The sequence below is a fragment of the Flavobacterium sp. DSR3-2 genome, from assembly GCF_049896525.1.
Taxonomy (GTDB): domain Bacteria; phylum Bacteroidota; class Bacteroidia; order Flavobacteriales; family Flavobacteriaceae; genus Flavobacterium.
In genome coordinates this window covers 408,286-433,753 of sequence record NZ_JAFCUM010000002.1, presented here as the reverse complement: position 1 = coordinate 433,753, position 25,468 = coordinate 408,286, and the positions used below count along the sequence as shown (strand labels likewise).

General features: G+C 35.6%; 24 protein-coding genes and 1 pseudogene. 10 read left to right on the top strand and 15 right to left on the bottom strand.

Annotation, left to right across the window (positions count from 1 at the left end; translation table 11 throughout):
- Nucleotides 1-45: 45 nt before the first annotated feature.
- The 15 genes and pseudogenes from ACP7AV_RS05445 to ACP7AV_RS05375 all read right to left on the bottom strand — a co-directional run bounded on the left by ACP7AV_RS05445 (nt 46) and on the right by ACP7AV_RS05375 (nt 15,096).
- Nucleotides 46-2,043, bottom strand: coding sequence for a TonB-dependent receptor (locus tag ACP7AV_RS05445; protein WP_426091073.1), 1,998 nt, complete (start codon nt 2,041-2,043; stop codon nt 46-48).
- 87 nt (nt 2,044-2,130) lie between these two features.
- Complete coding sequence (locus tag ACP7AV_RS05440) at nt 2,131-2,979, bottom strand: hypothetical protein (RefSeq protein ID WP_426091072.1); 849 nt, start codon at nt 2,977-2,979, stop codon at nt 2,131-2,133.
- Nucleotides 2,980-3,115: 136 nt separating this feature from the next.
- Entirely contained in the window at nt 3,116-3,460 is a 345-nt protein-coding gene (locus tag ACP7AV_RS05435) for a hypothetical protein (RefSeq protein WP_426091071.1), read from the bottom strand.
- A 255-nt stretch (nt 3,461-3,715) separates the two neighbouring features.
- A complete protein-coding gene (locus tag ACP7AV_RS05430; protein WP_426091070.1) occupies nt 3,716-4,978 on the bottom strand; it encodes an alginate export family protein in 1,263 nt (420 codons plus the stop codon).
- A gap of 2 nt (nt 4,979-4,980) precedes the next feature.
- Complete coding sequence (locus ACP7AV_RS05425; RefSeq protein WP_426091069.1) at nt 4,981-5,595, bottom strand: SCO family protein; 615 nt, start codon at nt 5,593-5,595, stop codon at nt 4,981-4,983.
- An 84-nt stretch (nt 5,596-5,679) separates the two neighbouring features.
- A complete protein-coding gene (locus ACP7AV_RS05420) occupies nt 5,680-6,444 on the bottom strand; it encodes a formylglycine-generating enzyme family protein (RefSeq protein WP_426091068.1) in 765 nt (254 codons plus the stop codon).
- Between the two features lie 35 nt (nt 6,445-6,479).
- A pseudogene (locus ACP7AV_RS05415) lies at nt 6,480-6,791 on the bottom strand (c-type cytochrome); the annotation flags it as partial.
- Nucleotides 6,792-6,908: 117 nt separating this feature from the next.
- Nucleotides 6,909-8,399: a copper-containing nitrite reductase gene (gene nirK, locus ACP7AV_RS05410; RefSeq protein WP_426091067.1), complete on the bottom strand. Its 1,491-nt coding sequence runs from the start codon at nt 8,397-8,399 to the stop codon at nt 6,909-6,911.
- Between the two features lie 111 nt (nt 8,400-8,510).
- The gene (locus ACP7AV_RS05405) at nt 8,511-8,747 is read right to left on the bottom strand and encodes a cytochrome C oxidase subunit IV family protein (RefSeq protein WP_426064074.1); all 237 of its coding nucleotides are present in this window, start codon (nt 8,745-8,747) and stop codon (nt 8,511-8,513) included.
- Nucleotides 8,748-8,750: 3 nt separating this feature from the next.
- Complete coding sequence (locus tag ACP7AV_RS05400; RefSeq protein ID WP_426091066.1) at nt 8,751-9,332, bottom strand: cytochrome c oxidase subunit 3; 582 nt, start codon at nt 9,330-9,332, stop codon at nt 8,751-8,753.
- Nucleotides 9,333-9,355: 23 nt separating this feature from the next.
- Nucleotides 9,356-10,321, bottom strand: a complete 966-nt coding sequence (locus ACP7AV_RS05395; RefSeq protein ID WP_426091065.1) for a DUF438 domain-containing protein — start codon at nt 10,319-10,321, stop codon at nt 9,356-9,358.
- An 8-nt stretch (nt 10,322-10,329) separates the two neighbouring features.
- Entirely contained in the window at nt 10,330-12,105 is a 1,776-nt protein-coding gene (locus tag ACP7AV_RS05390) for a nitric oxide reductase activation protein NorD (protein ID WP_426091064.1), read from the bottom strand.
- Between the two features lie 204 nt (nt 12,106-12,309).
- Nucleotides 12,310-13,089, bottom strand: a complete 780-nt coding sequence (locus ACP7AV_RS05385) for a CbbQ/NirQ/NorQ/GpvN family protein (protein WP_426091063.1) — start codon at nt 13,087-13,089, stop codon at nt 12,310-12,312.
- Between the two features lie 133 nt (nt 13,090-13,222).
- The gene (locus ACP7AV_RS05380) at nt 13,223-14,650 is read right to left on the bottom strand and encodes a cbb3-type cytochrome c oxidase subunit I (RefSeq protein ID WP_426064079.1); all 1,428 of its coding nucleotides are present in this window, start codon (nt 14,648-14,650) and stop codon (nt 13,223-13,225) included.
- 11 nt (nt 14,651-14,661) lie between these two features.
- Nucleotides 14,662-15,096: a c-type cytochrome gene (locus tag ACP7AV_RS05375; RefSeq protein ID WP_426064080.1), complete on the bottom strand. Its 435-nt coding sequence runs from the start codon at nt 15,094-15,096 to the stop codon at nt 14,662-14,664.
- Between the two features lie 306 nt (nt 15,097-15,402).
- Here ACP7AV_RS05375 and ric point away from each other — a divergent pair, with 306 nt between their 5' ends.
- The 10 genes from ric to nadB all read left to right on the top strand — a co-directional run bounded on the left by ric (nt 15,403) and on the right by nadB (nt 25,436).
- Nucleotides 15,403-16,134, top strand: a complete 732-nt coding sequence (ric, locus tag ACP7AV_RS05370) for an iron-sulfur cluster repair di-iron protein (protein ID WP_426091062.1) — start codon at nt 15,403-15,405, stop codon at nt 16,132-16,134.
- 39 nt (nt 16,135-16,173) lie between these two features.
- Nucleotides 16,174-18,294 carry a ribonucleoside triphosphate reductase gene (locus ACP7AV_RS05365; protein ID WP_426091061.1) on the top strand — a complete coding sequence of 707 codons (2,121 nt, stop codon included), beginning with the start codon at nt 16,174-16,176 and terminating at the stop codon, nt 18,292-18,294.
- 278 nt (nt 18,295-18,572) lie between these two features.
- Nucleotides 18,573-18,737: an anaerobic ribonucleoside-triphosphate reductase gene (gene nrdD / locus ACP7AV_RS05360; protein ID WP_426091060.1), complete on the top strand. Its 165-nt coding sequence runs from the start codon at nt 18,573-18,575 to the stop codon at nt 18,735-18,737.
- Nucleotides 18,721-19,410 carry an anaerobic ribonucleoside-triphosphate reductase activating protein gene (locus ACP7AV_RS05355; RefSeq protein ID WP_426091059.1) on the top strand — a complete coding sequence of 230 codons (690 nt, stop codon included), beginning with the start codon at nt 18,721-18,723 and terminating at the stop codon, nt 19,408-19,410. The genes nrdD and ACP7AV_RS05355 overlap by 17 nt, the downstream gene beginning before the upstream one ends.
- Before the next feature lie 55 nt (nt 19,411-19,465).
- Complete coding sequence (locus ACP7AV_RS05350) at nt 19,466-19,915, top strand: CopD family protein (RefSeq protein WP_426091058.1); 450 nt, start codon at nt 19,466-19,468, stop codon at nt 19,913-19,915.
- Between the two features lie 11 nt (nt 19,916-19,926).
- On the top strand, nt 19,927-20,391 hold the full coding sequence (locus ACP7AV_RS05345) for a hemerythrin domain-containing protein (RefSeq protein WP_426064085.1): 465 nt from the start codon (nt 19,927-19,929) through the stop codon (nt 20,389-20,391).
- A gap of 77 nt (nt 20,392-20,468) precedes the next feature.
- Entirely contained in the window at nt 20,469-20,903 is a 435-nt protein-coding gene (locus ACP7AV_RS05340) for an RrF2 family transcriptional regulator (protein ID WP_426064086.1), read from the top strand.
- 739 nt (nt 20,904-21,642) lie between these two features.
- Entirely contained in the window at nt 21,643-22,902 is a 1,260-nt protein-coding gene (locus tag ACP7AV_RS05335; RefSeq protein WP_426091057.1) for a pyridoxal phosphate-dependent decarboxylase family protein, read from the top strand.
- 75 nt (nt 22,903-22,977) lie between these two features.
- Complete coding sequence (gene nadA, locus ACP7AV_RS05330) at nt 22,978-23,907, top strand: quinolinate synthase NadA (protein WP_426091056.1); 930 nt, start codon at nt 22,978-22,980, stop codon at nt 23,905-23,907.
- On the top strand, nt 23,907-25,436 hold the full coding sequence (nadB, locus tag ACP7AV_RS05325; protein WP_426091055.1) for an L-aspartate oxidase: 1,530 nt from the start codon (nt 23,907-23,909) through the stop codon (nt 25,434-25,436). Before nadA ends, nadB begins: the two co-directional genes overlap by 1 nt.
- Nucleotides 25,437-25,468: the final 32 nt, after the last annotated feature.

Here is a 25,468-nt window from a genome sequence, read left to right as displayed (position 1 = left end):
CAAATTGAAGCTCCTTCTTTGTTCCAAACTATAACTCTGATAGTATTAAAATCCAAAACTAATATTCAAAAAGAAATTTCTTCCTTTTCTAGGGATATTGTTCCAATCTGAAAAAGTGGAATAATACGTATCTAAAACATTCTCTACACCTGCTTTTACATTCCATTTGTTTTTATCAATCTGAAATGAATAACTCGATGCGATGTTTAAAATCGCATAATCCGGCGTTCTGTCTTCACCGTAAAAAGGACTGTACTGCGTTTGAACTGCATTTCCCTGAACCGCGATTTCAGAGTAGAATTTATTTAGTCTATAATGTAACGAAGATGAATACCGCAACGGACTTATAAAAGGCAAATTCTCTTTTTTATAATCCTGTCCGTAGCTGTAAACCAATTGCCCTGACCATTTAAAGTTCGTGTCAAATTGGTATTCAATATTCAAATCAGTATTAAAAATAGTAGCATAATCAAGTGCGGTATAGATTTTTATTCCGCTTGCGCCAATAGTCATCGGAATCAAGTTCTCAGCTGGTTTACCAACTATATAATTTGAGATATGAAAATAAGAAGACGAGATTTTAGTGCTTATTTTTTTGGTTTTGTAACCAATAAAAGCATTAGCTTCTGATGATTTTTCATTTCTTAATTCCGGGTTTCCAATATAATCGAATCGGTCAAAACTATTGAACAAGTAAAATCCATATCCCTCAGAAACCGATGGAGCACGCTCACCATAAGCAAGTCCAAATCCATACTGAAACCCATTTTTATCATACATATAATTTGACGAAATACTTTTTAAAATTCTATTTTTGCTGTCTTTCATATTTGGATAAAAAATCTGCAAACTTTCCAGTCCTAACTCATCGGCAACTTTATTAAAATGATTGGCAACACTTGCTGAAAACCGCAAACTGGATTGACTATTCAAAACGATATTATCTTCCAGAAACAACGCATTGTAAAGTGTTCGCACATCTGGCCAGGTAAACATAAACATCAGGCTTTCATTTGGATCGCTTGGATACATCGTCATTTCAGCAACGGAACGGTTGTAAAACGAATTCAAATCGACCAGAAAATGATGGCTTTTAAAAACTCCTTTAACTTTTGAATAGAATCCGTATGTATTGCTCCAGCCCGGCATATCCATTCGAATAGGTACAAAAGGACGTTTGGTGTCATCCATTATGTGTGTGATCGTGTTGTAATAAATTTTGGTTTCCCAATTTTCAATTTTTGATGACTTTGGTACATATTCAAATTTCAATGAAGTGATTAAAGCTTCCGCCAAAGAAACATCCATCGGAAGTGCCGGATACCCCACATCAGTTGCTTTATCATAGATTAATGAAGCTTCCAACATTTTATTTTCATCAAAAGAAAAACCAGAAGTGGCAGAAATATTATATTTTCTAAACTGTGAATACAAAACTTCTTGATTGTTTCCTGCTGAATAATTTTCGGCATCGCGATACATGAAATCAGTATCAATATAAAAACGATTGTTTGCGTAATTGACTGCCGATCCAATAATTTTTTGATTGCCGTTACTTTCAAAACCGGAATGCAATGAAACATCCCAACCGGAATTCATAAATCCGCTGCGATTTCTTTTTAAATCAATAGCTCCGCCAATGGTTGCTCCATGACAACCGCCCAGCTGTCCCGATGTGATTGTGGCTTCCGATAAATTGGAAACCTCAACATAAGACGTTATCGGGTCCATTTTGTCCGTACAAGCCCCAAAAACGCGCATTCCGTCTATCGTAATCAACGTTCTTTCGGTAGCCATACTGTTAACGATTGGCTCCCATGCATAACCGCCTCTTTTTATCATTCCAACTTTTCCGGACTGCTGCAAATACTCCTCCACTGTAGCCAGAGGTTTGGTTTGTTTTTGATATAATTGGGTTTTTTTTCCAATGACAATCACTTCATTTAGTTTTTTTGGAACGACCGTATCTGCAACTTGGTCTTGTGCATAGAGAGTTATCGAAGTGAAACATAAGAGTACAAAACCGTATAATTTCTTTTTCATCATAGAAAAATTAAAAAAAGGCCAAAAGAATAGCTGTAATTACATTTGATTTTTTTGACCTTTTTTAGTTAAGAAAATAAAACAGAATTAGAATTCTATCTCAAAGTAAATACTGCTTGCCGGAACTAAATCCGTAATGCTTTCGCCTTTCAAAACGACGTTAGATGCGTTCAAAAGCTGCAAGTTGATTTTCCATAAACCGGTCATGGTTAATGATAATTTTCCATGATATAATTTGTCCAAAGTAGACTGTGTTAAATCAACATTGTTTGGCGAACCATGATTTCCCATACTTGGCATTCTTGGATCAATTTTAACTTTAAAATTATCAACTAGTGGAAAACTCATCATCGATTCCATTTTATAAACACCAACGGTAATATCATTCAGCGCCACTTTTGGATGATGGGGTTCAGCATAAGCCACAATATATTTTACATTATCAGAACCTGTAAAAGTAGTCACTCTTTGTTTAGCCGAAGCCGGAACATCAATCACCGAAGTTGCCGTATAAGCGGCTCCATTAATCGTATAATCAATTTTTAAATCCCAATATTCCGTCGCGTTTTGAGGCATTTGAAAAACAATATTTCCTTTGTATATAGTTCCATCAGCCGTTACTTTTTCAACTCCCGATTTTGGACAAGAATGCGTCATCATAGTCATGTGCATCAGTGGAATCCAACTAACAGTCGCATTTTTTACATAATCGCCACTTGTTTTGTCTTTAATTCTTAAACTGATTTCGTTATAACCTTGTTCTAAAGCTCCCGTATGAGCGTACAATTCGATAGTATGGGTTGTGTTTGCTATTTCTTTGAATTTGGTCAGTTCTGCCAATTCATTTACGGCCGGAGTTTCGCTGTCTGAAGAACAGGAGGGAAAAGCAAGTATTACAGCCATTACAGCCAGTATATTTTTTAATTGAAATTTCATTTCTTTAGATTTTATTTTAAATATTAGGTATTGATTTGCAGCCCATTTTTGGATTGTTTATTTCCAAAAAAAGTAAGCAGAATCTCATCCGTTGCGGAAAACGGATTAATAAAAGCACATTACATGCCTAAAAAATTTAAGAAATGAAAGTGGGTGGGTGAAATACAGAAGCAATATTCAAGCGAAAGTATAAATTAGAATAGTACTGGTTTATTTTTTCTTTGGTACCAAAACAAATAGGTACAATTTCGAAAGATTTGATTTCCTCAAAAATGAGTACATCAAGTATTGGAGCAGTTCCTTTTTTATCTGAAGAAAGCGGTTTTTCAGCATCAGAAGCCTTAGCCAGTTCTTTCATCAAATGACATTTTCCGTTACATTGCATTTTAGGTTTATCCCTATTGATACAAAGTACTTTTGAAATATATTCATAATTGACAACATACTCTAAAACCGGAAGAATCGGCTTTACAAGCATCATAAGTACAATTATGAATATGATTTTTTTCACAGTGCAAAAGTAATATGTTTTTTAAATTCTACAGCGATTAAACACATCAGTTACAAAAGAATATTTTTAGAATTTATTTTTAAAAATCTCTGATTATTTATATGCTTGCCCAGCGGAAATACACATTATAATCCTTAGTTGTTTTATTCAACAAAATTCATGAAAACTTATACCTAAGAACACGAAACGAGAAAACTAATTCTCGTTTTAATCGCGATATCAGCATTATTTTAAACTAAATAATCTAGGACTAAATGAGACCATTACCCAAGCCCAATTATTAGTATTGGCGGCATCAGTAACATTTTTTAATCGTTCTAAAGTTCCAGAACCAAACATTTGAGAGTATCCTGCAGTAGCTACAATATCTTTCTGAATGGTATAACTAGCAGTAAAATCAAGTTCTGTTCCTAAATAGCTGTCCATTTCATTATTAGAAGCATCCAAAATAGTATTCGGCGCATTAAAAACATGCGGCATCAAGGTAAATTGCCATTTATTGGATGTATAATTTAACTTTAAATACGCATCTTGCAATCCTACACTATTTTGATGATTTCCTACATAAAAATAATCCATGAAGCCATTAAAACCATGGTTGGTTCCAAAAATTGGGCTAAACGATTTTATATCGGAACTGTTATCATTTTGATTTTTACCGGAAAGATATTCATATCCTAATCCCGCTTTAAAAGTATTGGTAACCGCATAACCAAGGAACGCTCCTGCATACCAGGCGTTCACCTTTTTATCGGCGCTTTTCCCGGTTTGTCCGTAAGCACCAAAATTAGTGTCCCATTTTTTTTCCTTGAAAGAAAAATACGTACCAAAAGTTTGTTTGTAATCTGTTTCTAAATTGCCAATGGATTTTTCAAATTCATATCCGGTATTTAACAGCAGCAAACTCAAATTCAATTTACTGAACTGGGTATGATACCATGCATATTGCAAGTTTTTGTAGTTCGTCGTGTAAGCGATTTTCGGCTCCAATAAATTTTCTGCATTGGCATTCAAAGCAAAACCTAAATCCAATTGATGATTCTTAGGATGAAACGTAATTACAGCAGCATCATGACTTTGTCCTTGCTGCGCCCAATCGATTTCTCCAAAAATACGCTGATTGTCGTACGAAATCACTTGGCGGCCTAAACGTGCACCCCATTTGGTATCAAAATCATATTGCGCCCAAGCTTCAAATAAAGCAATTCCGTTTTTATCAACCAGTGTTGTTGTTGCCACATCACCCCAGGTACGAATATTCTGAAAAGTCAATTTGGCTTTTAATTTTTCTTGCTTGTAATTAAAATTTAATCGGGAACGTTGCGATACAAATGACGTTGCATTTTCACCGTTTGGCATAATGCTTTTAAAACCGTTTCGGTATTCATAACGGGGTCTCAGTTGCAGATTTACATCCAACTCTTGGGCATAAGTTCCCATGCTTACCATTCCTAAAAATGACAAACCAATTATTTTAAATAGTTTCATGTTTAATTTATTTTTTGAGCTTCCTCAGTAATCTTTTGAATGGTTTGGTCTGAATTGACACCTAAACCTTCTTGTTGATAGGCTAATTCGCCGTCAGCATTAAATACAGTTATGATATTGGAATGGGAGAATTCCAATGGCGCTATTTTTTTATAATTCACAGCTAAAACTGCTGCAAATTCTCTTGTGTTTTCTTCTGATGAGCGTAAGAAAACCCATTGTGGGCCGTCCATTTTATTTTCGATGGCAAATGCTTTCAAACGTTTGGGCGTATCTACAGCTGGATCGATACTCACTAAAACCAATGTCACATTATCCTTTAGGTTATTCGGCAATCTTTGTTCAATGTTACGCATGTCAGCCACTAATCTTGGGCAAGCAGACTTACAAGAAGTGTAAATCATTACCATAACCAGCACTTTTCCTTTCAAATCTTTCATTTCTAGATTTTCACCTTCTTCATTGGTCCATTTTGAAGGAAGATTATAAATGGATAAATCCGAAATAGGTTTGTCTATTGTTTCTACTTTTGATTTATTTACACAGGATTGAAGTGATAAAAGAATTAAAACCAATCCTAAAAAAAGCGTTTTACAAGTATTTTTTTTAATTTTCATTTTTGAAAGATTTGCCTGTTCTGATAAGCTGGGGTTATGACTATTTGATTTCATTTCTGTTGTCATTTAAGTTGATATTGAGCGCTACTTTTTATCTTTCGCACATCGAAAACCGAGGTTTTTAGTAGTAAATCGTGCTTTAAGACTTCCTCTGAAAGCATAACGCATAAAAGCAGCATAATTCATTAAATCTGTTGCGTTGACAGAACCGCTTCCGCAAAATAGACTCCGGTCCGTATCCTTATCTTTTCTGGATTCCCCAGAAAGAAAAACACTGTTGAAATCGGCTGTCCACTCCCAAACTAATCCATGCATATCATAAACGCCCCAATAATTTTTGAAAGTACGACCTACAGGATTTGCATAGGTTTTTGGCTTTTCATACCAAGACAAAATGTAATTATTAAAGTTTTCTTTGGTACGTGCGTCAATTCGTTTCTCATCGGCCATGGCAACATATTCCCATTCATCCATAGTCGGTAATCGTTTTCCTTGACACTCACAATATTTTTTGGCTGTAAACCAAGAAATATTCGTTACCGGAGCAGTACTTAAATTGGCAGAGCCATAATTAAAATCACTTTCCCAATGCGACAAATAACTTTTATCGGCAAAAATACCTTTCATTCTTGAGCGGCTGTTTTCTGGATATTTCTTTAAAAATTCCAAAAACTGGGCATTGGTCACCGGATAAATGTCAAGGCTAAAAGCTTCAACTTGCACTGGCTTTTTACTTGTAGCTCCATAAAGAGGGACAAAAGTCCCTCTTTCAATAGAAGCCATTTTAACAACTTGAGACCATAGCGATGCTGTAATAAGAAACAAAAATAGTGGCAAAAATTTTTTCATATTTAACATGGCTAATTTCTTTTAAGTTGTACGAATTATTTTCTTTGGGCTTTTACCATTGCTGGTGTAACCTTGGTTTTATTATTCCCCCAACTGGCGTAAACATACGTCATGGCATCTGCTATCTGTTGATCGCTTAATGCTTGTGCGGGCATGGCACTATTAAATTTTTTACCATTTACAGTAATCGGTCCCTTTAATCCTTTTACGACTCCTTTTATGGCGCGATTCACATCTTTATTTAAGTAATCTGATTTCGCTAAAGGGGGGAAAGCACCCGGAATTCCTTGCCCGGCAGCTTGGTGACAAGCGATACACGTTTTCGCATAAATTCCTTTTCCATTTGCAGCGCTTTGACTGTATCCTTGTAACGCCAGTCCCATCATTCCGATGCATAAAATATACTTTTTCATTTTATTATAATTAAATTAAATACTTATTTCAATTTGGATTAAATCCCATTTTTATTCATGAATATCTTTTACTTTTGGCGCCACTTTTCCTCTCAATTTTTTAACCATTGCCGGCGTTACAACCGTTTTATTATTTCCCCAGCTATCATAGACATAAGTCAACACACTGGCTACTTCATCGTCGGTCAAATTTTGACTGGTCATAACATTATTGAATTTTTTACCATTTACAGTAACTTCTCCGCTCAATCCGTGCAAGACAGCATTTATTGCTCTATCAGAATTAGCGTTAAAGAAATCTGATTTGGCTAATGGAGGAAACGCGTTAGGAATTCCTTGCCCTTCTGATTGGTGACAGGCGAGACAGGTTCTTCCGTAAAGTTGTTTCCCTGCTTTAACATGTTCAGCTACAGTTTTTACCGCAACGCTTTTAGTTACCCCTTTTACTTTAGGCATATTTTGTATCGTACCACCCTCCGGTAAATAAATTCCTTCTTGAGTAGTTCCGGAGTAGACGTTTTTAGTATCATCTCCTTCTACTTTTAACATTCCTAATGCCCCTTTGTTGAAAGCTCTAAAAATAGAGTGATCTACCAGAATAAATGTACCGGGAACCTCCACTTTAAATTCAACTATTGCAGCGCCACCGGCTGGAATCAAAGTTGTTTGGACATTTTTGTTAATCAAATCCCCACCTTCTACATGAACTTTGTCAAATATTTCACCAATTGCATGAAACGAAGAGACTAAGTTAGGTCCACCGTTACCCATATAGATACGTACTGTTTCCCCTTTTTTGGCTGTTAAGGCTTTATCTCCTGTTAATGCCCCTACTTTTCCATTAAACACTACGTAATCAGGTTGTTCTTTAATCGCTTTATTCATATCAAATGGTTGAGAGCCTTGTTCTCCATAATTTCCTTTGGTATAAAAATCGCCTTGCATGATGTAGTATTCTTTGTCAACTGGAGGCAAACCACCTTCAGGTTCCACTAAAATCAAACCATACATGCCGTTTGCAATGTGCATTCCAACAGGAGCTGTGGCACAATGGTAGACATACAAGCCAGGATTTAACGTTTTGAAATTGAATACTTTTTCATGTCCCGGTGCCACTAATGAAGAAGTTGCCCCTCCGCCTGGTCCAGTTACCGCATGTAAATCTATATTATGTGGCATTTTATTATCGGGGTGATTTTTCAAATGAAATTCTACCTCATCACCAACTCGAGTTCTTATAAAACTTCCAGGAACTGATCCTCCAAACGTCCAATAGGTATATTTAACACCATCTACCATTTCGCCCTCTTGTTCTTTAATTTCCATGTTCACAACCAATTTCGTAGCGGCACGATCGCCCACTGGTTTAGGAACAAAAGGAGGTGCCGTCAGTTCTGCTGTCTTTTGACCATCTATCGTAATACTTTCATAATATTTTGAGTCTTTTTCCTCATTTTTAGAACAAGAATACAGACCAAGGGCTACAAAAAAAGCAATGGCCAATACCTTACTCTGTTTGTTGAAATTAAATGTAATTTCCATAATAATTTAGGTGTTAAATTAAGCGTGATTTTATAGTGTAAAAATAAAAGATAACTTTGTCCTTTATTATGACATTTGTCATGTATTTAACTTTTATTTAAGATTTTTTTTCTACAAAATAATACCTAAAACAATTAATCCTAAAACTGAAATCAAACTCACTTTCCAAAAAGCATTTGCCTTTTTAAGTTCCATGAATTTGAAAGAAATCAAGAGAAATTTCACTGCTGATAAGCCTATAATTAAAATAATAGTAAGTCGAGAAACAGACATTGAATTCGAAATCAAAGCGGTCGAAGCCGTCAATAGGATCAGTAACCCATACGTGATAAAAAGTGTTTTTTTCATTTTCTAAAAAATTAAGTAGAGAACAGGAAACAAAAGAAGCCAGATTAAATCGCACATGTGCCAGAAAGCGGCGCAAGCCTCGATGTCTTCAACTCCTGTATCCGATTTTTTTTTCATCATTCCGTAGTTGGTCCAGATTAAAATAACCAAACCCATAATTACATGAATAAGATGAAAAGCGGTTAACAACCAATAAAAAGTAAAAAAAACATTGGTTTCCGGAGTAATACCAGCTTCAATTTTATGGTAATACTCAACGCTTTTTACTATTAAAAATAACAATCCGCCAAGCATGGTTAATTTAAAATAGAAAGAGGACTTTTTTAAGTTATTCTCTTTAAACTCATGAACAGCATTGGCCATAAAAAAACCACTTGTCAACAAAAAAATAGTATTGATTGCTCCCAAAGTACTGTTGAGTTGCAGCCGTGACTGATGAAACAATTCAGGTTGCTCTTTTCCATAATAAACAAATACCACAAGTGCCATCCCGAAGGTAAGAAGTTCCAGAAAAATAATAATCCACATCAAAATACCTCCTGGAGGGTAGTAGATGTTTTTGTAATCAATTTTGTGTGTGTTCATTTTAATCTGTATTTAAATATAATTTAATCCCAGTCTAACAATCGTTTTTCGCCTTCTATTTTCTTGATATTAGTAATATCCTGTGACATTTCGATAACGCCTTTATAGTTTTTATCAGCATCCCTGACCGCGAAATAGCGAATGTAAATAAGACGTTCTTTGTAATTAATCCAAAATGAGGATTCGTTTTTTGTTCCTTTTCTAAATTCGTCCAGAATTTTAAGAACGGTTCCTACACTTTTTGGTGGATGGCAAAACTTGACTTCACGACCAATAATACCGGCACTTCTTGGAAATACGCGTTCTTCTCCCCGATTATAGAAAATCACTTTGTCGTTTTCATCAACATAAGTCAAATCTAACGGCATCGTTTTAAAAAGTAAATTCACCTGCTCCACCGTCATATATCCTTCATCGTAATGAGCCGTATTTTCGAGCGAAAAAGACATTTCTCTTTTGGTAAAATCTTCTCTTGGGTGAATGTATTCTTGTTTTGGATAAGGTGCAGGAGCTTCTGGCAGCATCCAGCCAATTTCTTCTTCGCCTTTGCGCATTTCAATCCAGTCGGCTTCAGTAAGGAGTTCTAAGGCATTTGGAAACAAAACCGCTTCTTCCATTTGCATCAATCGGTCGATTCCATTCACTAGAAAAGGAGTATTGATACTAATTTTCTCTGGATTATTCATTTTAAGATAATATTGAATTAAACGGAATTGCTCTCTTAAATTATCATGGAAGGACCACATTCCCTGAGAAGGACCGTTCCATCCTTTTTTTTCTAAAAACGGAAAAAGCTGATTTTCTTTACGGGCAAATCGTTTCTCAATGGTATGAAGCTGATTGAATATATTAGTATATTTCTGCAAATCATCCTCAGGATTTACAGCTGATAATTCTTCTAAAAGTGCCTGAATAATTTCCTTTTCCTGAAAGTAAATCTGAACCGGATGTCCTTCGGGAAGTATTGTGGTATTTGAAATATCGTTCATTATCGTATTTATTTTTGATGTTTAATTTTTTCGTACAATTGCACTAAGGATCGCAATAGTTCTACTGGTGTAGTTAGAATTTGATAATGATTTTGCCCGAACATTTGCGGCAGATAATATTTTGCCTGAGCTTCAATAGCCAAAGCATAGGAATTAATATTCCTGTTGTTGAGTTCCCGAAGTGCTTGTTTCACATCATTGATGCCGTATTTTCCTTCGTATTTATCGTAATCATTGGGTTTTCCGTCAGAAATCAGGATGACCCATTTATTTTTTGTGTTTCTTTTATCAAGTCTTGCACCGGCGTGACGTAAAGCGGCTCCAATTCTTGTATAACCATTTGGTTCCATCGCTCCAATTTTATGTTTAGCGATGTTCCAGTTTTCATCAAAATCCTTTACCGTTAAATAGGTCGAAAAATTGCGGGTTTTGGAGTAAAAACTGTCAATGGAAAAATCGATATTGAACTCGTTTAAGATTTCTCCAAAAAGAATAGAAACTTCTTTCTCCACATCAATCACACGATTTCCTGCGGCATATCCATCACTGGAAAGACTGATATCCAAAAGGATTAAAATCGATAAATCCTTCTCTTTTTTCCGATTTGAAATGTATATATTTTCCGAAGGTGTCCGTTTCGAATGAACATCAATATACAAATCCGTAATGGCATCAATATCAAATTCATTTCCTTGTGTCTGGCGTTTTTGCTGCTGCATTCTGTTATTGACATTGGTCAGCATTTTTCGCAAACCCAATAAAGTCGAAGCATTTTTTGCAATGGTCTTTTTATAGTAATTAGGATCCGTTTTCTGTTGTGATTTCGGATATACTTTACAGAAATTCTCCTTATAAATACGCTTACTAAAATCCCATTCGTTATACGTAAGATGGAATCCTTTAGCATCAATTTCGGCACTTTCGGAGATGGAAGTATTCTCAATAAAATCAGATTGATATACGGAATGTGCCGTATCATCTACCCGAACCGTGTATTTCATATTCAACTCTTCCAATGCTTCCTGATGCTCTTCCAATTCGTCAGAACCATCAAAGTCACGCCAGGTTCCATTGAATTCTTCGGCAGTTTCCACTTTTTCGAAATTGTGAAGCAGAACATAATCTTCCTGTTGTTTTTTATCGATCTCAACAGTAATCACTTCTTCTACCGCTTTTGTTTTTAAAGTAGTTAAAGCCTGATTTTCATTTGCTTTTTTAGTTTTATCAGAGAAATTTTCGAGAATGGTGTTGCTGTTTTTTTCTGTTTCATTTTGCATCCATTTGCCATACAGCCAAGAAAAATCAGGAGCATTTTTCCCGTTCTCTTTCTGAATAAAATGCAATTTTGTTTCGGTATGAAATCTTTTATCGATAGAAAATTCTTCAAACAAAATGGCTAAAATAGCTTCTGATGTTTCAAATGCTTTTTGTTGAGAAAGTGCTAAAGGTTGGTCTTTATCTTCAAAAGTCCAATTCAAATTCAACCGCTGCTGTACGCTCAGGTACAAAATTCTAAAAAGATAAAAAGTAAGGTTCTCTTTTTTTGTTGACAATTTGGAAAAAGAAATTGGAAGAAAAAAATTATTATTTTTATATCCTCCTTCTCTTTCGGCAGGGAAAATTTCGATTGATTTCCCCGTCAAAGCACGAGCCAAAATAGTCAATCGAGGTTTTATGTCATTAAGCGTTACAGTTCTTGCAATAATTTCGGGATGAATCTTTTTACTTTTTTTTAAGTGTCTGAATAACTTCCCAACTATATATTCGTCTATTTCGAAACCCATCTTTTCTTAGTGTTCAGTGATCAGTTTTTAGTGATCAGTTATATTAGTGAACCATAATTTAATCTTCACTGCTCAGTAATAGTATTCATTTTTAGTCTTTATTTATATTTTGATTAAAGTAAAAGCAGCTTTCTCATCAATGGAACACTTATTTAATCATCCATGCGACTGAACATTAAAAAACTGAACACTGACCACTTTTTTCTATATCATCAAATCACATAAATCCTTCAATGCTTCCACCGTTTGTAAATCATCGGTTAACGGTTCTACAATCGCCACATGAACCGACAATCGTTTTGGAAGACCAGAATGAATAATTTTAGCGGCATCCACTAAAAGTCGGGTCGAAACGGTTTCTGTCAACCCCAATTCGGTTAGGTTTCTGATTTTGTTTCCAATGGCTACCAGTTTTTTGGCAACATCAGGATCCACATTCGTTTCTTTTACCAAAATTTCAATTTCAATTTTCGTTTCCGGATATTCAAAAGAAACGGCAATAAATCGCTGACGAGTTGATGGTTTTAGTTCTTTAAAACCTCTTTGATAACCGGGATTAAAAGAAGCAACCAACATAAAATCGTCATGTGCTTTTACGGTTTCGCCTAATTTGTCTATGAATAACTCCCTTCTATGATCCGTCAGGGAGTGGATGGCTACAATAACATCTGGTCGCGCTTCGGCGATTTCATCCAAATAAATAATGGCTCCTTCTTTTACGGCAGTGGTCAATGGTCCATCCAGCCAAACTGTTTCGGCACCTTTAATGATAAATCGTCCAATTAAATCCGTTGATGACGTTTCTTCGTGACAACTAATCGTGATGATTTTTTTATCCAATTGATGTGCCATGTATTCCACAAAACGAGATTTTCCGGTTCCGGTTGGTCCTTTCAACAGGAAAGGAATTTTGTTTTTATAGGCGTGTTCAAAGACCTCTTTTTCTTTGCCTACCGCGTGATAATATGGGATATTTACTAACATTTTTATTATTTTAGAAAAAAACCAGAACACGATAACTATTGTTTTTTTCGGAAATGCAATTCTAAAAAACGGTGGTTAAAGCATTCTGGAAATTTTATTTTAAGTATTCCGTTACACAAAAAAGGTTTCAGTTTTAAATCACTGTTTTTCCTTTTTTCTCACTTGTTCCTGTTAGATTTTCAATTATATGACCATCGATTTTATATCCATCTACTTTATGCCCTTGATTGTCTGCTTCAAGAGCTTCATCTGTAGGTCTTCCGTATTTAATAAAATCAAAAATAAACAGACCAATTCCTATTGTAAACATGGTAGCACAAATAAGAAGCACTACAAAATGAATACTGATTTCGCTTTGAACAACCATGAAATCCATTTTCATTTTTCGCTCCATATACACTTGAGCAACTCCTGCAACACCAAAAGCTACCGTCATCCCCAAGATTCCAATATTCGATAACCAAAAAGCCATCATACCTTGTGCGCTTTCGTAACGTTTACGCCCCGTTAAATTGGGTAAAGCATAACTAATCATCGCTAGAACAATCATCGCATAAGCGCCCCAGAATGCATAATGAGCGTGCATTGCAGTTACTAAAGTTCCATGCGTATACAAGTTTGTTTGTGGCAATGTATGTGCAAAACCAAGTAATCCAGCACCTACAAAAGAAACGATAGCTGAACCGATTGTCCAAAATAAAGCAATTTTGTTCGGATGGCTTTTTTCCCCTTTTCTGTACATGTTCACAGCAAATAATGCCATCGCTAAGAAGGCTAAAGGTTCCAAGGCAGAGAAAATTCCACCAACGATCAACCAAATTTTATTTACTCCAATGTAGTAGTAGTGATGCCCAGTTCCCAAAACTCCGGAAAGAAAGGTAAGACCAACAATTACATACAACCATTTTTCGATAACTTCTCTGTCCACTCCAGTCAACTTAATCAATAAGAAAGATAAAATACCTCCCATAATTAATTCCCAAACACCTTCAACCCACAAGTGAACCACCCACCAACGGAAAAAAGAGTCCATTACCTGGCTGTCAAACCAAATCATTCCGGGTATGTAAAGCAGGGCTGCAAAAAACAATCCCATTGTTAGTACCAAAGCCGTGGTAGTTTGTCGTTTTCCTTTATAAAGTGTACCCAAAATTATGAATAAGAACAACAGTACATTTATGACTACCAAATAGTCTAATTCTCTTGGAATTTCAAGAAATTTTCTTCCTTCCCAATGGTTGAAATGAAAACCAATTATAGTAACAACGCCAACAATGGCTAAGGAAATCAGTTGTACATAAGCCCATTTCACGCTTATTAATTCGCGTTGCGCTTCTTCGGGAATAATGTAATATGCCGCACCCATAAAACCGGTTAACAACCATACCACCAATAAATTAGTATGCACCGCTCGTGCCACGTTAAAAGGAATAATTTCATGCAATCCTTGAATTCCTATTCGGTCAAAGCCCATGATAAAGCCATAGACAATTTGCAGCGAGAACAAAAGCATGCACAATGCAAAAAACCAGTAGGCTACTTTCTGTGATTTATATTTCATTTTTAAAAATTTTAATTATTTTCTTTAGCTAAAGGGGAAACGATGCGGTCGAAACCATTTAAATCTAATTTTCCAATCCATTCGAAATAGGCAACCATGGCATTGGCATCCGCTTCATTCATTTTATAAGCCACCATTTTTCGCCCGTTTGGTGCCCAAGGAATTGGCGACATCAAAACCGCTTTGATATACCCTTCGCCGCGTCGCTCCATTACTTTTGTTAACTCGGGAGCATAATAGCCTCCTTCGCCCATAATAGTATGACAGCCCATACAATTGTTGGTCTCCCAAATTTCTTTTCCTCTCACTACTTCTTTTGTAATCTTACTGTAGTTTGTTTGATCATTCCTTGGCATGAACGAATAAATAGTCAGTCCTATAAAGATTAAAAAGGTGACTAATGTTCCTCCTAAAAAAAATGCTCTTGCCTGTGATTTTGAAAGCATAAGTATTTGTTTTTGTTTGTTAATAAATTTACTCTAATTCTAATAAAAGACAAAAGTGTCTTTTATTTGTTTGTTGCAAATTAATGACTTTAAAAAAAGCTAAAACATGATATAAATCATCTTTTTATTATTTTTTAAATTATAACATTAATATTCATTAAAAAAGATTTTAAAAAAATACATACGCCTTATAATTAGTACTTTATAAACAAAATTAATTTAAAAAATTAATTAAGGATAAATTTGTCTTTTATTAAAAATAATGATTATTTTTGTATAAATAAATTTTAATCGAAAACAGATCTTATGGAAACTTTAGAAAAAATAACAATTGGAGAATACGTTGCAAAAGATTTTAGAACCGCAGCAATATTTTCAAAATACGGAATAGATTTCTGTTGCAAAGGCAATAGAACAATCGAGGAAGCTTGCGAAAAAAAAGGCGTTGATACGGATCAATTAATGGATCAGATAAATACGGTTTTGGCAACCAAAAATGACAGTGTCATTGATTTTAAAACATGGCCTTTGGACTTATTGGCCGATTATATTGAGAAAACGCATCACCGTTATGTAGAAGAAAAAACGCAAATTTTACTACCTTTTTTAGACAAACTGTGCAAAGTACATGGCGCAAATCATCCTGAATTATTCGAAATCAATGAACTCTTTATTGGTTGTGCAGGCGAATTAGCGCAACACATGAAAAAAGAAGAACTGATGCTGTTTCCTTTTATCAAAAAAATGGCAAAAGCAGCGCTTGCAGAGGAACAAATTGCGAAACCACAATTTGGAACAGTTAAAAACCCAATTGCCATGATGATGCAAGAGCATGAAACCGAAGGCGATCGTTTTGTTAAAATAGCAGCACTAACCAATAATTATACGCCACCGGCCGATGGGTGCAGTACGTTCCGCGTGACTTATGCGATGCTAGCTGATTTTGAGCAGGATTTACACAAACACATTCATTTGGAAAACAACATTTTGTTTCCAAGCGCGATGCTTTTAGAAAAACAATTCTCCGAACAAGAATAAAATACACTCCAATTCTATAATTTAAAATCATCACGTGCTATGGAAAAATATGTTATCAAAAGAAACGGCGAATACAAACCTTTTGAGCTTTTCAAAATAAAAGACGCAATTGAAAAAAGCTTTCAGAGTGTTTCCATAGCATTTGATGAAATTATTTTCGAAAAAATTATTCAGGATTTACAATCCAAAGAAACCTGGGCCGTTGAGGAAATTCAGGATTTAATCGAGAAAAATCTTTTTGAAAAACAATATTTCGAAGTCATGCGTTCCTTTATGTTGTTTAGACATACTCGCAAATTGCAACGCGAACATGTGAATGGGTTGAACGAAGACACCACTTATATTGACAGCACGCAAACCATCGAAGAATACATTGAACAAACGGATTGGCGTATCAATGCCAATGCCAATACCTCCTACTCTAATGCGGGATTGGTCAACAATGTTGCCGGAAAAATCATTGCGAATTATTGGCTCGACAAGGTATATACAAAAGAAGAGGGTTATGCGCATCGCAATGGCGATATTCATATTCACGATTTGGATTGTTTGACCGGCTATTGCGCCGGTTGGAGCCTGCGGGTGCTGCTCAACGATGGTTTTAATGGCGTTCGCGGACGCGTGGAAAGCAAAGCGCCTTCGCATTTCAGAGAAGCTTTGGGACAAATGGCAAATTTCCTTGGGATTTTACAAAGCGAATGGGCCGGAGCGCAAGCCTTCAGTTCGTTTGATACCTATTTGGCGCCTTATGTTTTCAAAGATGATTTGTCTTTTGAGGATGTCTTGAAAGCCGTTCGCAGTTTTGTTTACAATTTGAATGTTCCGGCGCGTTGGGGACAATCGCCTTTCACAAATATTACTTTGGACTGGGTTGTTCCCGATGATTTGAAAACCCAAATTCCAACGAAAAATGATTTTCATTTTTTCGAAAATAATTTTGATTATGATCTCTTATTGCGAGCCAGGGAAAGAGGTGTTACAAAAGTAACCGAATTGCGTTACGAGCATTTTCAAAAGGAAATGAACCTCATCAACAAAGCGTATTACACCGTAATGACCGAAGGCGACGCTAACGGACAGCCGTTCACCTTCCCTATTCCAACAGTAAACATTACCGAAGAATTTGATTGGGATGGCGAAAATACAGATTTGCTTTTTGAAAACACAGCCAAAATCGGTTCATCCTATTTCCAGAACTTCATTGGAAGTCAATATATTTTGGATGAAAATGGCAATAAAACAGAAAACGAAAACGCGTATAAACCCAATGCCGTTCGCAGCATGTGCTGTCGTTTACAACTCGATTTAAGAGAACTGTTAAAACGTGGAAACGGACTTTTTGGAAGTGCGGAAATGACTGGAAGCATTGGTGTCGTGACCATTAATATGGCGCGTTTGGGTTATTTATTCAAAGGAAACAAACAAGAATTATTCAAACAATTAGATCGGTTATTATATATTTCTAAATCTACTTTGGAGAAAAAAAGAGTGTTTATCCAAGAAATGTACGATCGTGGTTTGTATCCGTACACCAAACGGTATTTACAACATTTCAGAAATCATTTTTCGACTATTGGTGTAAACGGAATGAACGAAATGATTGCAAATTTTACCGGAAAACAAGACGCTATTACTTCATCGTCAGGAATCGAATTTGCATCAGAAATCTTGGAACATATTCGGAATCGAATGAAAGAATTCCAAGAAGAAACCGGGAATTTATACAATTTGGAAGCCACACCGGCTGAAGGTACCACCTACCGATTTGCCAAGGAAGACAAAAAACGTTTTCCAAACATTATACAAGCAGGACAGGGCGACAATATTTATTACACCAACAGTTCCCAGATTCCGGTAGATCACACCGAAGACCCTTTTGAAGCGTTGTTTTTGCAAGATGAATTGCAATGCAAATATACTGGAGGAACGGTTTTACACTTGTATATGAGTGAAAAAATCAGTTCGCCGGAAGCCTGCAAACAGTTTGTTAAGAAAGTAATATCTAATTTCAAATTGCCTTACATCACCGTTACGCCAGTGTTTAGTGTGTGTCCGGTTCATGGATATTTAAATGGTGAACACGAATATTGCCCAAAATGCGATGACGCTTTAATTGAAGAAAAAAGTTTAAAGTTGAGTAACTCAGGGCAAACGTTTTAAAATAAATTGAAGTTTAAACCACATAGAAACATAGTGTTTATTCCTGTAAAAATAAATTTTGACGGTGATAAGAGTTTACAATAGGAAAAAAAGCATTTGCTTTTTTCTATGTCACCTAAATTTCGACTGTTCGGAACCCATTTAAATCAAAAATTAAATTCTATGTTTCTATGTGGTTCAGATATTTAATGCGTTTGACCTGTTGAGAAACCAACTTGAAATTTATAGCATATGACTTTTTTGACTTTATACAATTTTAACTTTAAACCTTTAAAAATATGAAAACAGAAACCAACCCGATTTTACAACAAAACCAACATTTGAGAACCAAATGTTTAGTGTACACAAGAGTAATGGGCTATCACAGACCCGTAGAAAGTTTCAATATTGGAAAAAAAGGAGAACACAAACAGCGAACTCATTTCAGTGAAGGAAAATGTTAGTAACCCCATTTACAGCATAACGCCTTTTACTTTATTAGATTATGCGCATAAATCAGCTTGCATTCTTTGGTTTGCAGGCTGTAATATGCGTTGTTTGTATTGCTACAATCCTGAAATTGTGCTTGGAAAAGGAACAATTTCATTCGAAAAAGCGCTCACTTTTCTTCATTTCAGAAAAAATTTGCTAGACGCGGTGGTTTTTAGCGGAGGCGAATGTTTATTGCATAAAAACAGCATTCAACTCATAACCGAAGTTAAAAAAATGGGTTTTTTAGTAAAAATTGACACCAATGGCTCACGACCTGAAGTTTTGCAACAATTACTTAAAAATCAATTGATCGATTATGTGGCGCTGGATTTTAAAGCCATGCCCGCTCATTTTGAAAAAATAACGCAGTCCAATCTTTTTCTGCCTTTTGAAAAATCGTTGCGTTTATTAGTAGAAAGTGGGCTTCCGTTTGAAGTTCGCACCACGGTACATTCAGATTTGATAGATAAGAACCACATTAAAGCCATAATACAGTATTTAGAGCAGCAAAACTATCAGGGAAATTATTACATACAGCATTTTGTAAATGGAGCAACAACGTTAGAAAAATTGGGCTATTCTGTTAGGGAATTGGAAAAGGAACATTTTTCTACCGGACGCATTAAAGTACATTTTAGAGGTTGATTCTAAAGTAAAGTTGCTGACAAAAGCGTATCTTTAAAAACAAATAAAATTTTACATGAGCCATCATTTTTTGTTAATTATCCATCTTTTAAGTGCCACAGTTTGGGTGGGCGGCCATTTGTTGCTGGTCTTTGGTCATTTGCCACAAGCCCTTACAGAGAAAGACCCGAGCATTATTGTAAATTACGAAAAAAAGTATGAGCCTGTAGGAATGACAGCACTGGTTTTACTGATCGTTACCGGAATTTTAATGGCCTACAAATATGGCGTTAGTATCGATTATTGGTTCCAATTTGCCACTCCTGTTGAGAAAGTAATTTCAACAAAATTACTTTTATTGTTTTTGACTGTAGCCTTCGCCTTGAGCGCACAGTTTAGGGTAATTCCCAAACTTAAAAATAATCCAGACAAGTTGCCTGAAATGGCTTTTCACATACTATCCGTTACGACAATTGGTGTATTGATGCTCATTTTTGGCTCTTACATCCGTTTTGGCGGGTTTTAAATTTATACCTTATGATGTCAAATAAACCATTAAAAAGAGCTCCGGAATTACAACCTTTAAGTCACGATCATCACCATGGCTTGCAATTGTGTTGGAAAATACGAACGGGTTTTTCAAAGCAAATTGAACCCGATCGCATCAAAAAATATTCACACTGGTTTTACAAAACGCATTTGAAACCGCATTTCGAATTGGAAGAAAAATACGTCTTTCCTATTTTAAATGCAGAAAATGATCTTGTAAAAAGATCGTTGACGGAACATCGTCGTTTGAAACGCTTATTCAAGCAAACTACCAATGTAGAAAAGTCTTTAGTACTCATTGAAGAAGAATTGGAAGCACACATTCGTTTTGAGGAACGCATTTTATTTGTTGAAATTCAAAAAATAGCCACCCAAGACCAATTGGCTAAAATTAAAGAAATTCATACTGAAGAATCTTTTACAGAGAATAACGATGATCCTTTTTGGATTTAAAAAAATAGCCAACCCAAAAAATAAAGGATATTCAAAAGGAATAGCAAGTATTTCTCTAAATTTGTAAAAAAACAACTATGTTTTCTAAAACCTGTGAATACGGAATTCGGGCCACCATTTTTATAGCATCCGAATCCTATCAAAATAATAGAGTTGGGCTTAGAGATATTGCAAAAAAAATAGATTCTCCCGAGGCTTTTACTGCCAAAATTTTACAGATATTATCCAAGGCTAATATCATCCGTTCTATAAAAGGTGTTGGTGGCGGATTTGAAATCCCAAAAGAAACCATGAGCCAAATAAAACTATCCCAAATTGTAACGTCATTAGATGGAGATCGCGTTTTTACCGGTTGCGGTTTAGGATTAAGTCACTGCTCCGAAGATCACCCTTGTCCGGTTCACGATAAATTCAAGTCTATCAAAAATGAATTGGCTTTCATGCTCGAAAACACCAACCTGGAAGAATTAGCAATGGGAATAAAATCAGGCGATACTTTTTTGCGGTATTAACCAAAAGTAATTTTTTTATAAAAATGTTTAGTAAGCTTGGAAGTTTTAGGCTTAATTTAAATCTCAAATTACTTGTAAAACAGAAATAGTATCTACCATTAGTTCTCGAAACTTAAAGAATTGAAAGATGAAAAACAGAAATTTATTCCTTCACTATTTTGGTGTTTTCATATTGATAGTTGGAGTGATTTTTAATGTTTTAATGTTTGTCGGAAATGCATGGCCAACTTACATTTATGTTCTTTTTTGCTTGATTGGAATTTTACAAATCATTATATCAAATGCATCAAAAAAAATAGCAATTACTTGGCAAATATTCTACATAATAATTCCATTTGTTCTAATGTATTTTTACTTTCATTTTATCAATTAACAGTATAAATAATAAAAAGACTTTTTATAGGCACGAATCATAAATCCCGATGTCACGGATTTGAAAGCGCGGATTTGCGATCCGTGTCCGCAAACATCAGCCACAACAACAAATAATTAAAGTTATTATTTTTATACTTTTAAAATAAAAAAGCTCTTTACTGGCAAATCAAAAACCAGCTCCGCAAAGTTTCCTTCTAAATAATTTTCTCGTTAACGCTGCAAAAATATCTCTAGCTTTGCGCAATTTCCTGAATCCACACAATCAAAATTACGCTTATAAAATTTCTGTTTTTTAAAACCAAAACCTAACATTTATCATATTTTCTGATTTTTTTAGCATGTAGCTTTGGTAAAAAAAGTAATCATGCAATTCTGGAAAAAAATCACCCCAACAGAAAGGCAAATTCGCATTCAAAAAGCATTAGGCGAGAATGTGAATTTCTCTCATGATGCCTCTTTGGGGTATCCTGCATCCAAGTTAGATGGAAAAGTATTCAATGAAGAAGCTCAATTTCTAAAAGATGCGCCCATTTTACAAACCTATGTTGCCAATCCCAATCATATTGGCTGCCATACTTTTGGCACTTCTGAAAAAGCTTTTAGAGGAACACAGGAAATAGAACGGGAGGTTTTGAATGTGCTTGCCGTTGATGTTTTTAAAGCTGAACCAAATTCCTTTGACGGTTATATTGCTCCTGGTGGAACCGAAGCGAATATTCAGGCCATTTGGATGTATCGCAACTATTTCATGAACAAACTGAATTCCAGTCTGTCCGAAATTGCTATAATAGCTTCAGAAGATACCCATTATTCCATTCCGAAAGCGGCCAATGTATTGATGCTGGATTGGTTAAAAATTCCTGTTGATTTTGAAAATCGCACTATTGACATATTCGCGCTAGAAAACATCATTATCAATGCTAAAAAACGAGGAAAAAAATATTTTATCGTAGTTGCTAATATGGGAACTACAATGTTTGGCGCGATCGATAACCCGAATGATTATATTGAAAACCTCGAAAAACACGACTTAAAATACAAATTACATATTGATGCCGCTTATGGTGGTTTTGTATATCCGTTTAGCAACAAAGCCTCCGAAATCAACTTTGAAAACCCAAAAATCAGTTCCATAACCATTGATGCGCACAAAATGCTTCAGGCTCCTTATGGGACAGGAGTTTTTATTTGTCGAAAAGGATTAATCGAAAATGTTTTGACAAAAGAAGCTGAATATGTCGAAGGAATGGATTTGACGCTCTGCGGAAGCCGTTCTGGTGCAAATGCAGTAGCGGTTTGGATGATTTTATTTACGTATGGCCCTTTTGGATGGTGTGAAAAAATTCGCATTTTACAAATGAGAACAGAGTGGCTGTGTGAACAGTTGGATGCATTACACGTGAACTATTTCAGAGAACCTTTTATGAATATTGCAACCATTCAAGCCGAATATATTACACCAGAATTGGTAAAAAAATTCGATTTGGTTCCCCAAAAACACGACGAAAATAATCAATGGTACAAAATTGTTATTATGGATCATGTCGAAATAGACCATTTGATGGCTTTTATAACAGACTTAAAAACTACACTCCAACAGCAAAACGAAATTGTTCCAGTGTAATGAACTATAAAATCTGCTTCCTAAATTTGAAGTGGAAATTCATGACAAATGATGTTTTTTTTTAAAACTTAACTAATGAAAAATCTTAAAGAGCGCATATTGGAATTGAAAAAAGAGAAAAATGCGGTTATTTTAGCCCATTACTATCAAGAAGCCGATATTCAGGATATTGCGGATTATGTGGGTGACAGCTTGGGATTATCACAAGAAGCCATGAAAGTGGATGCCGATATTATCCTTTTTGCCGGCGTACATTTTATGGCCGAAACTGCCAAAATATTAAACCCGACAAAGAAAGTAATTCTGCCCGATTTGAAAGCAGGTTGCTCATTGGCAGAATCGTGTCCACCAGATTTATTCAAAAAATTCATTGATAAACATCCCGATCACATTGTCATCACTTACGTGAATTGTTCTGCCGAAATAAAAGCGTTGAGTGATATTGTATGCACCTCATCAAATGCTTTAAAAATAGTAGAATCCATTCCCAAAGAAACGTCCATTATTTTTGCCCCGGATAAGAATTTAGGAAAATACATTATCAGCAAAACAGGAAGAGACATGCTGCTATGGGACGGTTCCTGTGTGGTACATGAAGCTTTTTCGCTAGATAAATTAATCGAAGTCCATAAACAATATCCTGATGCAAAGATAATTGCACATCCAGAATCAGAAACACATATTCTGCAAACAGCAAGCTATATTGGTTCAACAGCCGGGATGATTAATTATGTAAAAACAAATCCGAACAATCAATTTATTGTGGCTACCGAAGCGGGAATTTTACATAAAATGCAACAGGAAGTACCGCATAAAATTTTGATTCCGGCTCCTTCAAAAGAAGATAATACCTGCGCTTGCAGCGAATGCGGCTACATGAAAATGAATACATTACAAAAAGTATATGATTGCTTGATTAATGAAAGTCCGGAAATTAATATCCCTGAAAATATTAGAAAAAAAGCCTTAGTTCCCATCGAACGAATGCTTGAATTATCAAAATAATGATTGCAACAAATTACTTAATCATTGGTTCTGGCGTGGCAGGATTGACTTTTGCCATAAAAATTGCAGAACGATTTCCCGATAGAAAAATCACCATAATTACCAAGTCGAACGAAGATGAATCCAATACAAAATATGCTCAAGGCGGGATTGCGATTGTCACTGACGAAACCGAGGATTCTTATCAAAAACACATTGACGACACCCTCATTTGTGGAGACGGTTTGTGTGATGTTGATGTCGTCAAAATGGTAGTCACCGAAGGCCCGAAACGATTGAAAGAACTTATAGCGTGGGGTGCCAAATTTGATAAAACGGCAAAAGGAAGTTTTGATTTAGGCAAAGAAGGCGGCCATTCACGCAACAGAGTGGTACATCATAAAGACCAAACGGGTTATGAAATTGAGCGTGCCATTTTAGAGCAAGTGCATCAAAAAGAAAACATAACCGTTCTGAACCATTATTTTGCACTTGATTTGATAACCCAAAACAATCACTGTTTTGGCGCTTATGCATTGCATGAAAAAACAAGAGAAGTTATCACATTCCAATCTGATTTTACAGTACTGGCCACAGGTGGAATAGGTCATCTTTACGGTCATACGACCAATCCGGTTATAGCAACCGGAGATGGTATCGCCATGGCTTTTCGTGCAAATGCCGCCATCAAAGACATGGAGTTTATTCAATTTCATCCTACCGCTTTATATGATGCTTCAGCAGGATCTAAATTTTTAATTTCGGAGGCGGTTAGAGGTTTTGGAGCGTATTTGCGTACCCAAAAAGGACTTCGGTTTATGATGAATTATGATGAAAGAGGGGAATTAGCATCCAGAGATATCGTTTCGCAAAGCATTGATGTGGAACTAAAAAAATCAGGAGATGATTGCGTTTATTTAGATTGTACCCATCTGGACTTAGACGCTTTTATCAAGCACTTTCCTATGATTTATGAGCGTTGCAAAAGCATTGGGATTGATATTGCAAAAGACTGGATTCCCGTGGTTCCCGCACAGCATTATTTGTGTGGCGGAATTACAGTTGATAAAAACGGGAAAACATCTATAGAAAATTTATTTGCCTGTGGCGAATGTTCCCGAACCGGCTTGCATGGCGCCAATAGATTAGCCTCCAATTCCTTGTTGGAAGCGCTCGTATATTCCGACAAAATTTATGCTTATTTGTCCCATGTTTCTATTGAAAATAGTGCATTTAATGGGATCATTTCAAATTGGAAATCCGCTGAACAACCTGAAATCACTTCAAATTATCTGGCTAAAATGAAAGCCAAATTACAGCTTTTGATGCGTCAGAATGCAGGAATTGTGCGAAATGAATTGGATTTACCGAAAGCCAAAGAACAGCTTTTACATTGGAAAAATGAAATGGAAGAAATTTGTAAAACCCATCAAATTAGTTTTGCGTTGTTCGAATTACTGAACATGATTACAATTGGGCATTTAATTGTGCAGCACTCCATTGAACGCGAGGATAACCGTGGTGGTTTTATGAAAATCAATGCTTTATAAGAAATATAGAAATCATTTTTTCAACTCTAAAA

Bases quoted from the DNA above. Each gene is read 5' to 3' on its own strand.
- ACP7AV_RS05385 (WP_426091063.1), bottom strand. From the start codon at position 13,089: ATGTTAGTAAATATCCCATATTATCACGCGGTAGGCAAAGAAAAAGAG.
- ACP7AV_RS05400 (WP_426091066.1), bottom strand. From the start codon at position 9,332: ATGAACACACACAAAATTGATTACAAAAACATCTACTACCCTCCAGGA.
- ACP7AV_RS05390 (WP_426091064.1), bottom strand. From the start codon at position 12,105: ATGGGTTTCGAAATAGACGAATATATAGTTGGGAAGTTATTCAGACAC.
- ACP7AV_RS05440 (WP_426091072.1), bottom strand. From the start codon at position 2,979: ATGAAATTTCAATTAAAAAATATACTGGCTGTAATGGCTGTAATACTT.
- ACP7AV_RS05445 (WP_426091073.1), bottom strand. From the start codon at position 2,043: ATGAAAAAGAAATTATACGGTTTTGTACTCTTATGTTTCACTTCGATA.
- ACP7AV_RS05425 (WP_426091069.1), bottom strand. From the start codon at position 5,595: ATGAAAATTAAAAAAAATACTTGTAAAACGCTTTTTTTAGGATTGGTT.
- nadB (WP_426091055.1), top strand. From the start codon at position 23,907: ATGATTGCAACAAATTACTTAATCATTGGTTCTGGCGTGGCAGGATTG.
- ric (WP_426091062.1), top strand. From the start codon at position 15,403: ATGGAAACTTTAGAAAAAATAACAATTGGAGAATACGTTGCAAAAGAT.
- ACP7AV_RS05405 (WP_426064074.1), bottom strand. From the start codon at position 8,747: ATGAAAAAAACACTTTTTATCACGTATGGGTTACTGATCCTATTGACG.
- ACP7AV_RS05395 (WP_426091065.1), bottom strand. From the start codon at position 10,321: ATGAACGATATTTCAAATACCACAATACTTCCCGAAGGACATCCGGTT.
- ACP7AV_RS05350 (WP_426091058.1), top strand. From the start codon at position 19,466: ATGAGCCATCATTTTTTGTTAATTATCCATCTTTTAAGTGCCACAGTT.
- nirK (WP_426091067.1), bottom strand. From the start codon at position 8,399: ATGGAAATTACATTTAATTTCAACAAACAGAGTAAGGTATTGGCCATT.
- ACP7AV_RS05430 (WP_426091070.1), bottom strand. From the start codon at position 4,978: ATGAAACTATTTAAAATAATTGGTTTGTCATTTTTAGGAATGGTAAGC.
- ACP7AV_RS05380 (WP_426064079.1), bottom strand. From the start codon at position 14,650: ATGAAATATAAATCACAGAAAGTAGCCTACTGGTTTTTTGCATTGTGC.
- ACP7AV_RS05435 (WP_426091071.1), bottom strand. From the start codon at position 3,460: ATGATGCTTGTAAAGCCGATTCTTCCGGTTTTAGAGTATGTTGTCAAT.
- nrdD (WP_426091060.1), top strand. From the start codon at position 18,573: ATGAAAACAGAAACCAACCCGATTTTACAACAAAACCAACATTTGAGA.
- ACP7AV_RS05340 (WP_426064086.1), top strand. From the start codon at position 20,469: ATGTTTTCTAAAACCTGTGAATACGGAATTCGGGCCACCATTTTTATA.
- nadA (WP_426091056.1), top strand. From the start codon at position 22,978: ATGAAAAATCTTAAAGAGCGCATATTGGAATTGAAAAAAGAGAAAAAT.
- ACP7AV_RS05365 (WP_426091061.1), top strand. From the start codon at position 16,174: ATGGAAAAATATGTTATCAAAAGAAACGGCGAATACAAACCTTTTGAG.
- ACP7AV_RS05345 (WP_426064085.1), top strand. From the start codon at position 19,927: ATGATGTCAAATAAACCATTAAAAAGAGCTCCGGAATTACAACCTTTA.
- ACP7AV_RS05375 (WP_426064080.1), bottom strand. From the start codon at position 15,096: ATGCTTTCAAAATCACAGGCAAGAGCATTTTTTTTAGGAGGAACATTA.
- ACP7AV_RS05335 (WP_426091057.1), top strand. From the start codon at position 21,643: ATGCAATTCTGGAAAAAAATCACCCCAACAGAAAGGCAAATTCGCATT.
- ACP7AV_RS05420 (WP_426091068.1), bottom strand. From the start codon at position 6,444: ATGAAAAAATTTTTGCCACTATTTTTGTTTCTTATTACAGCATCGCTA.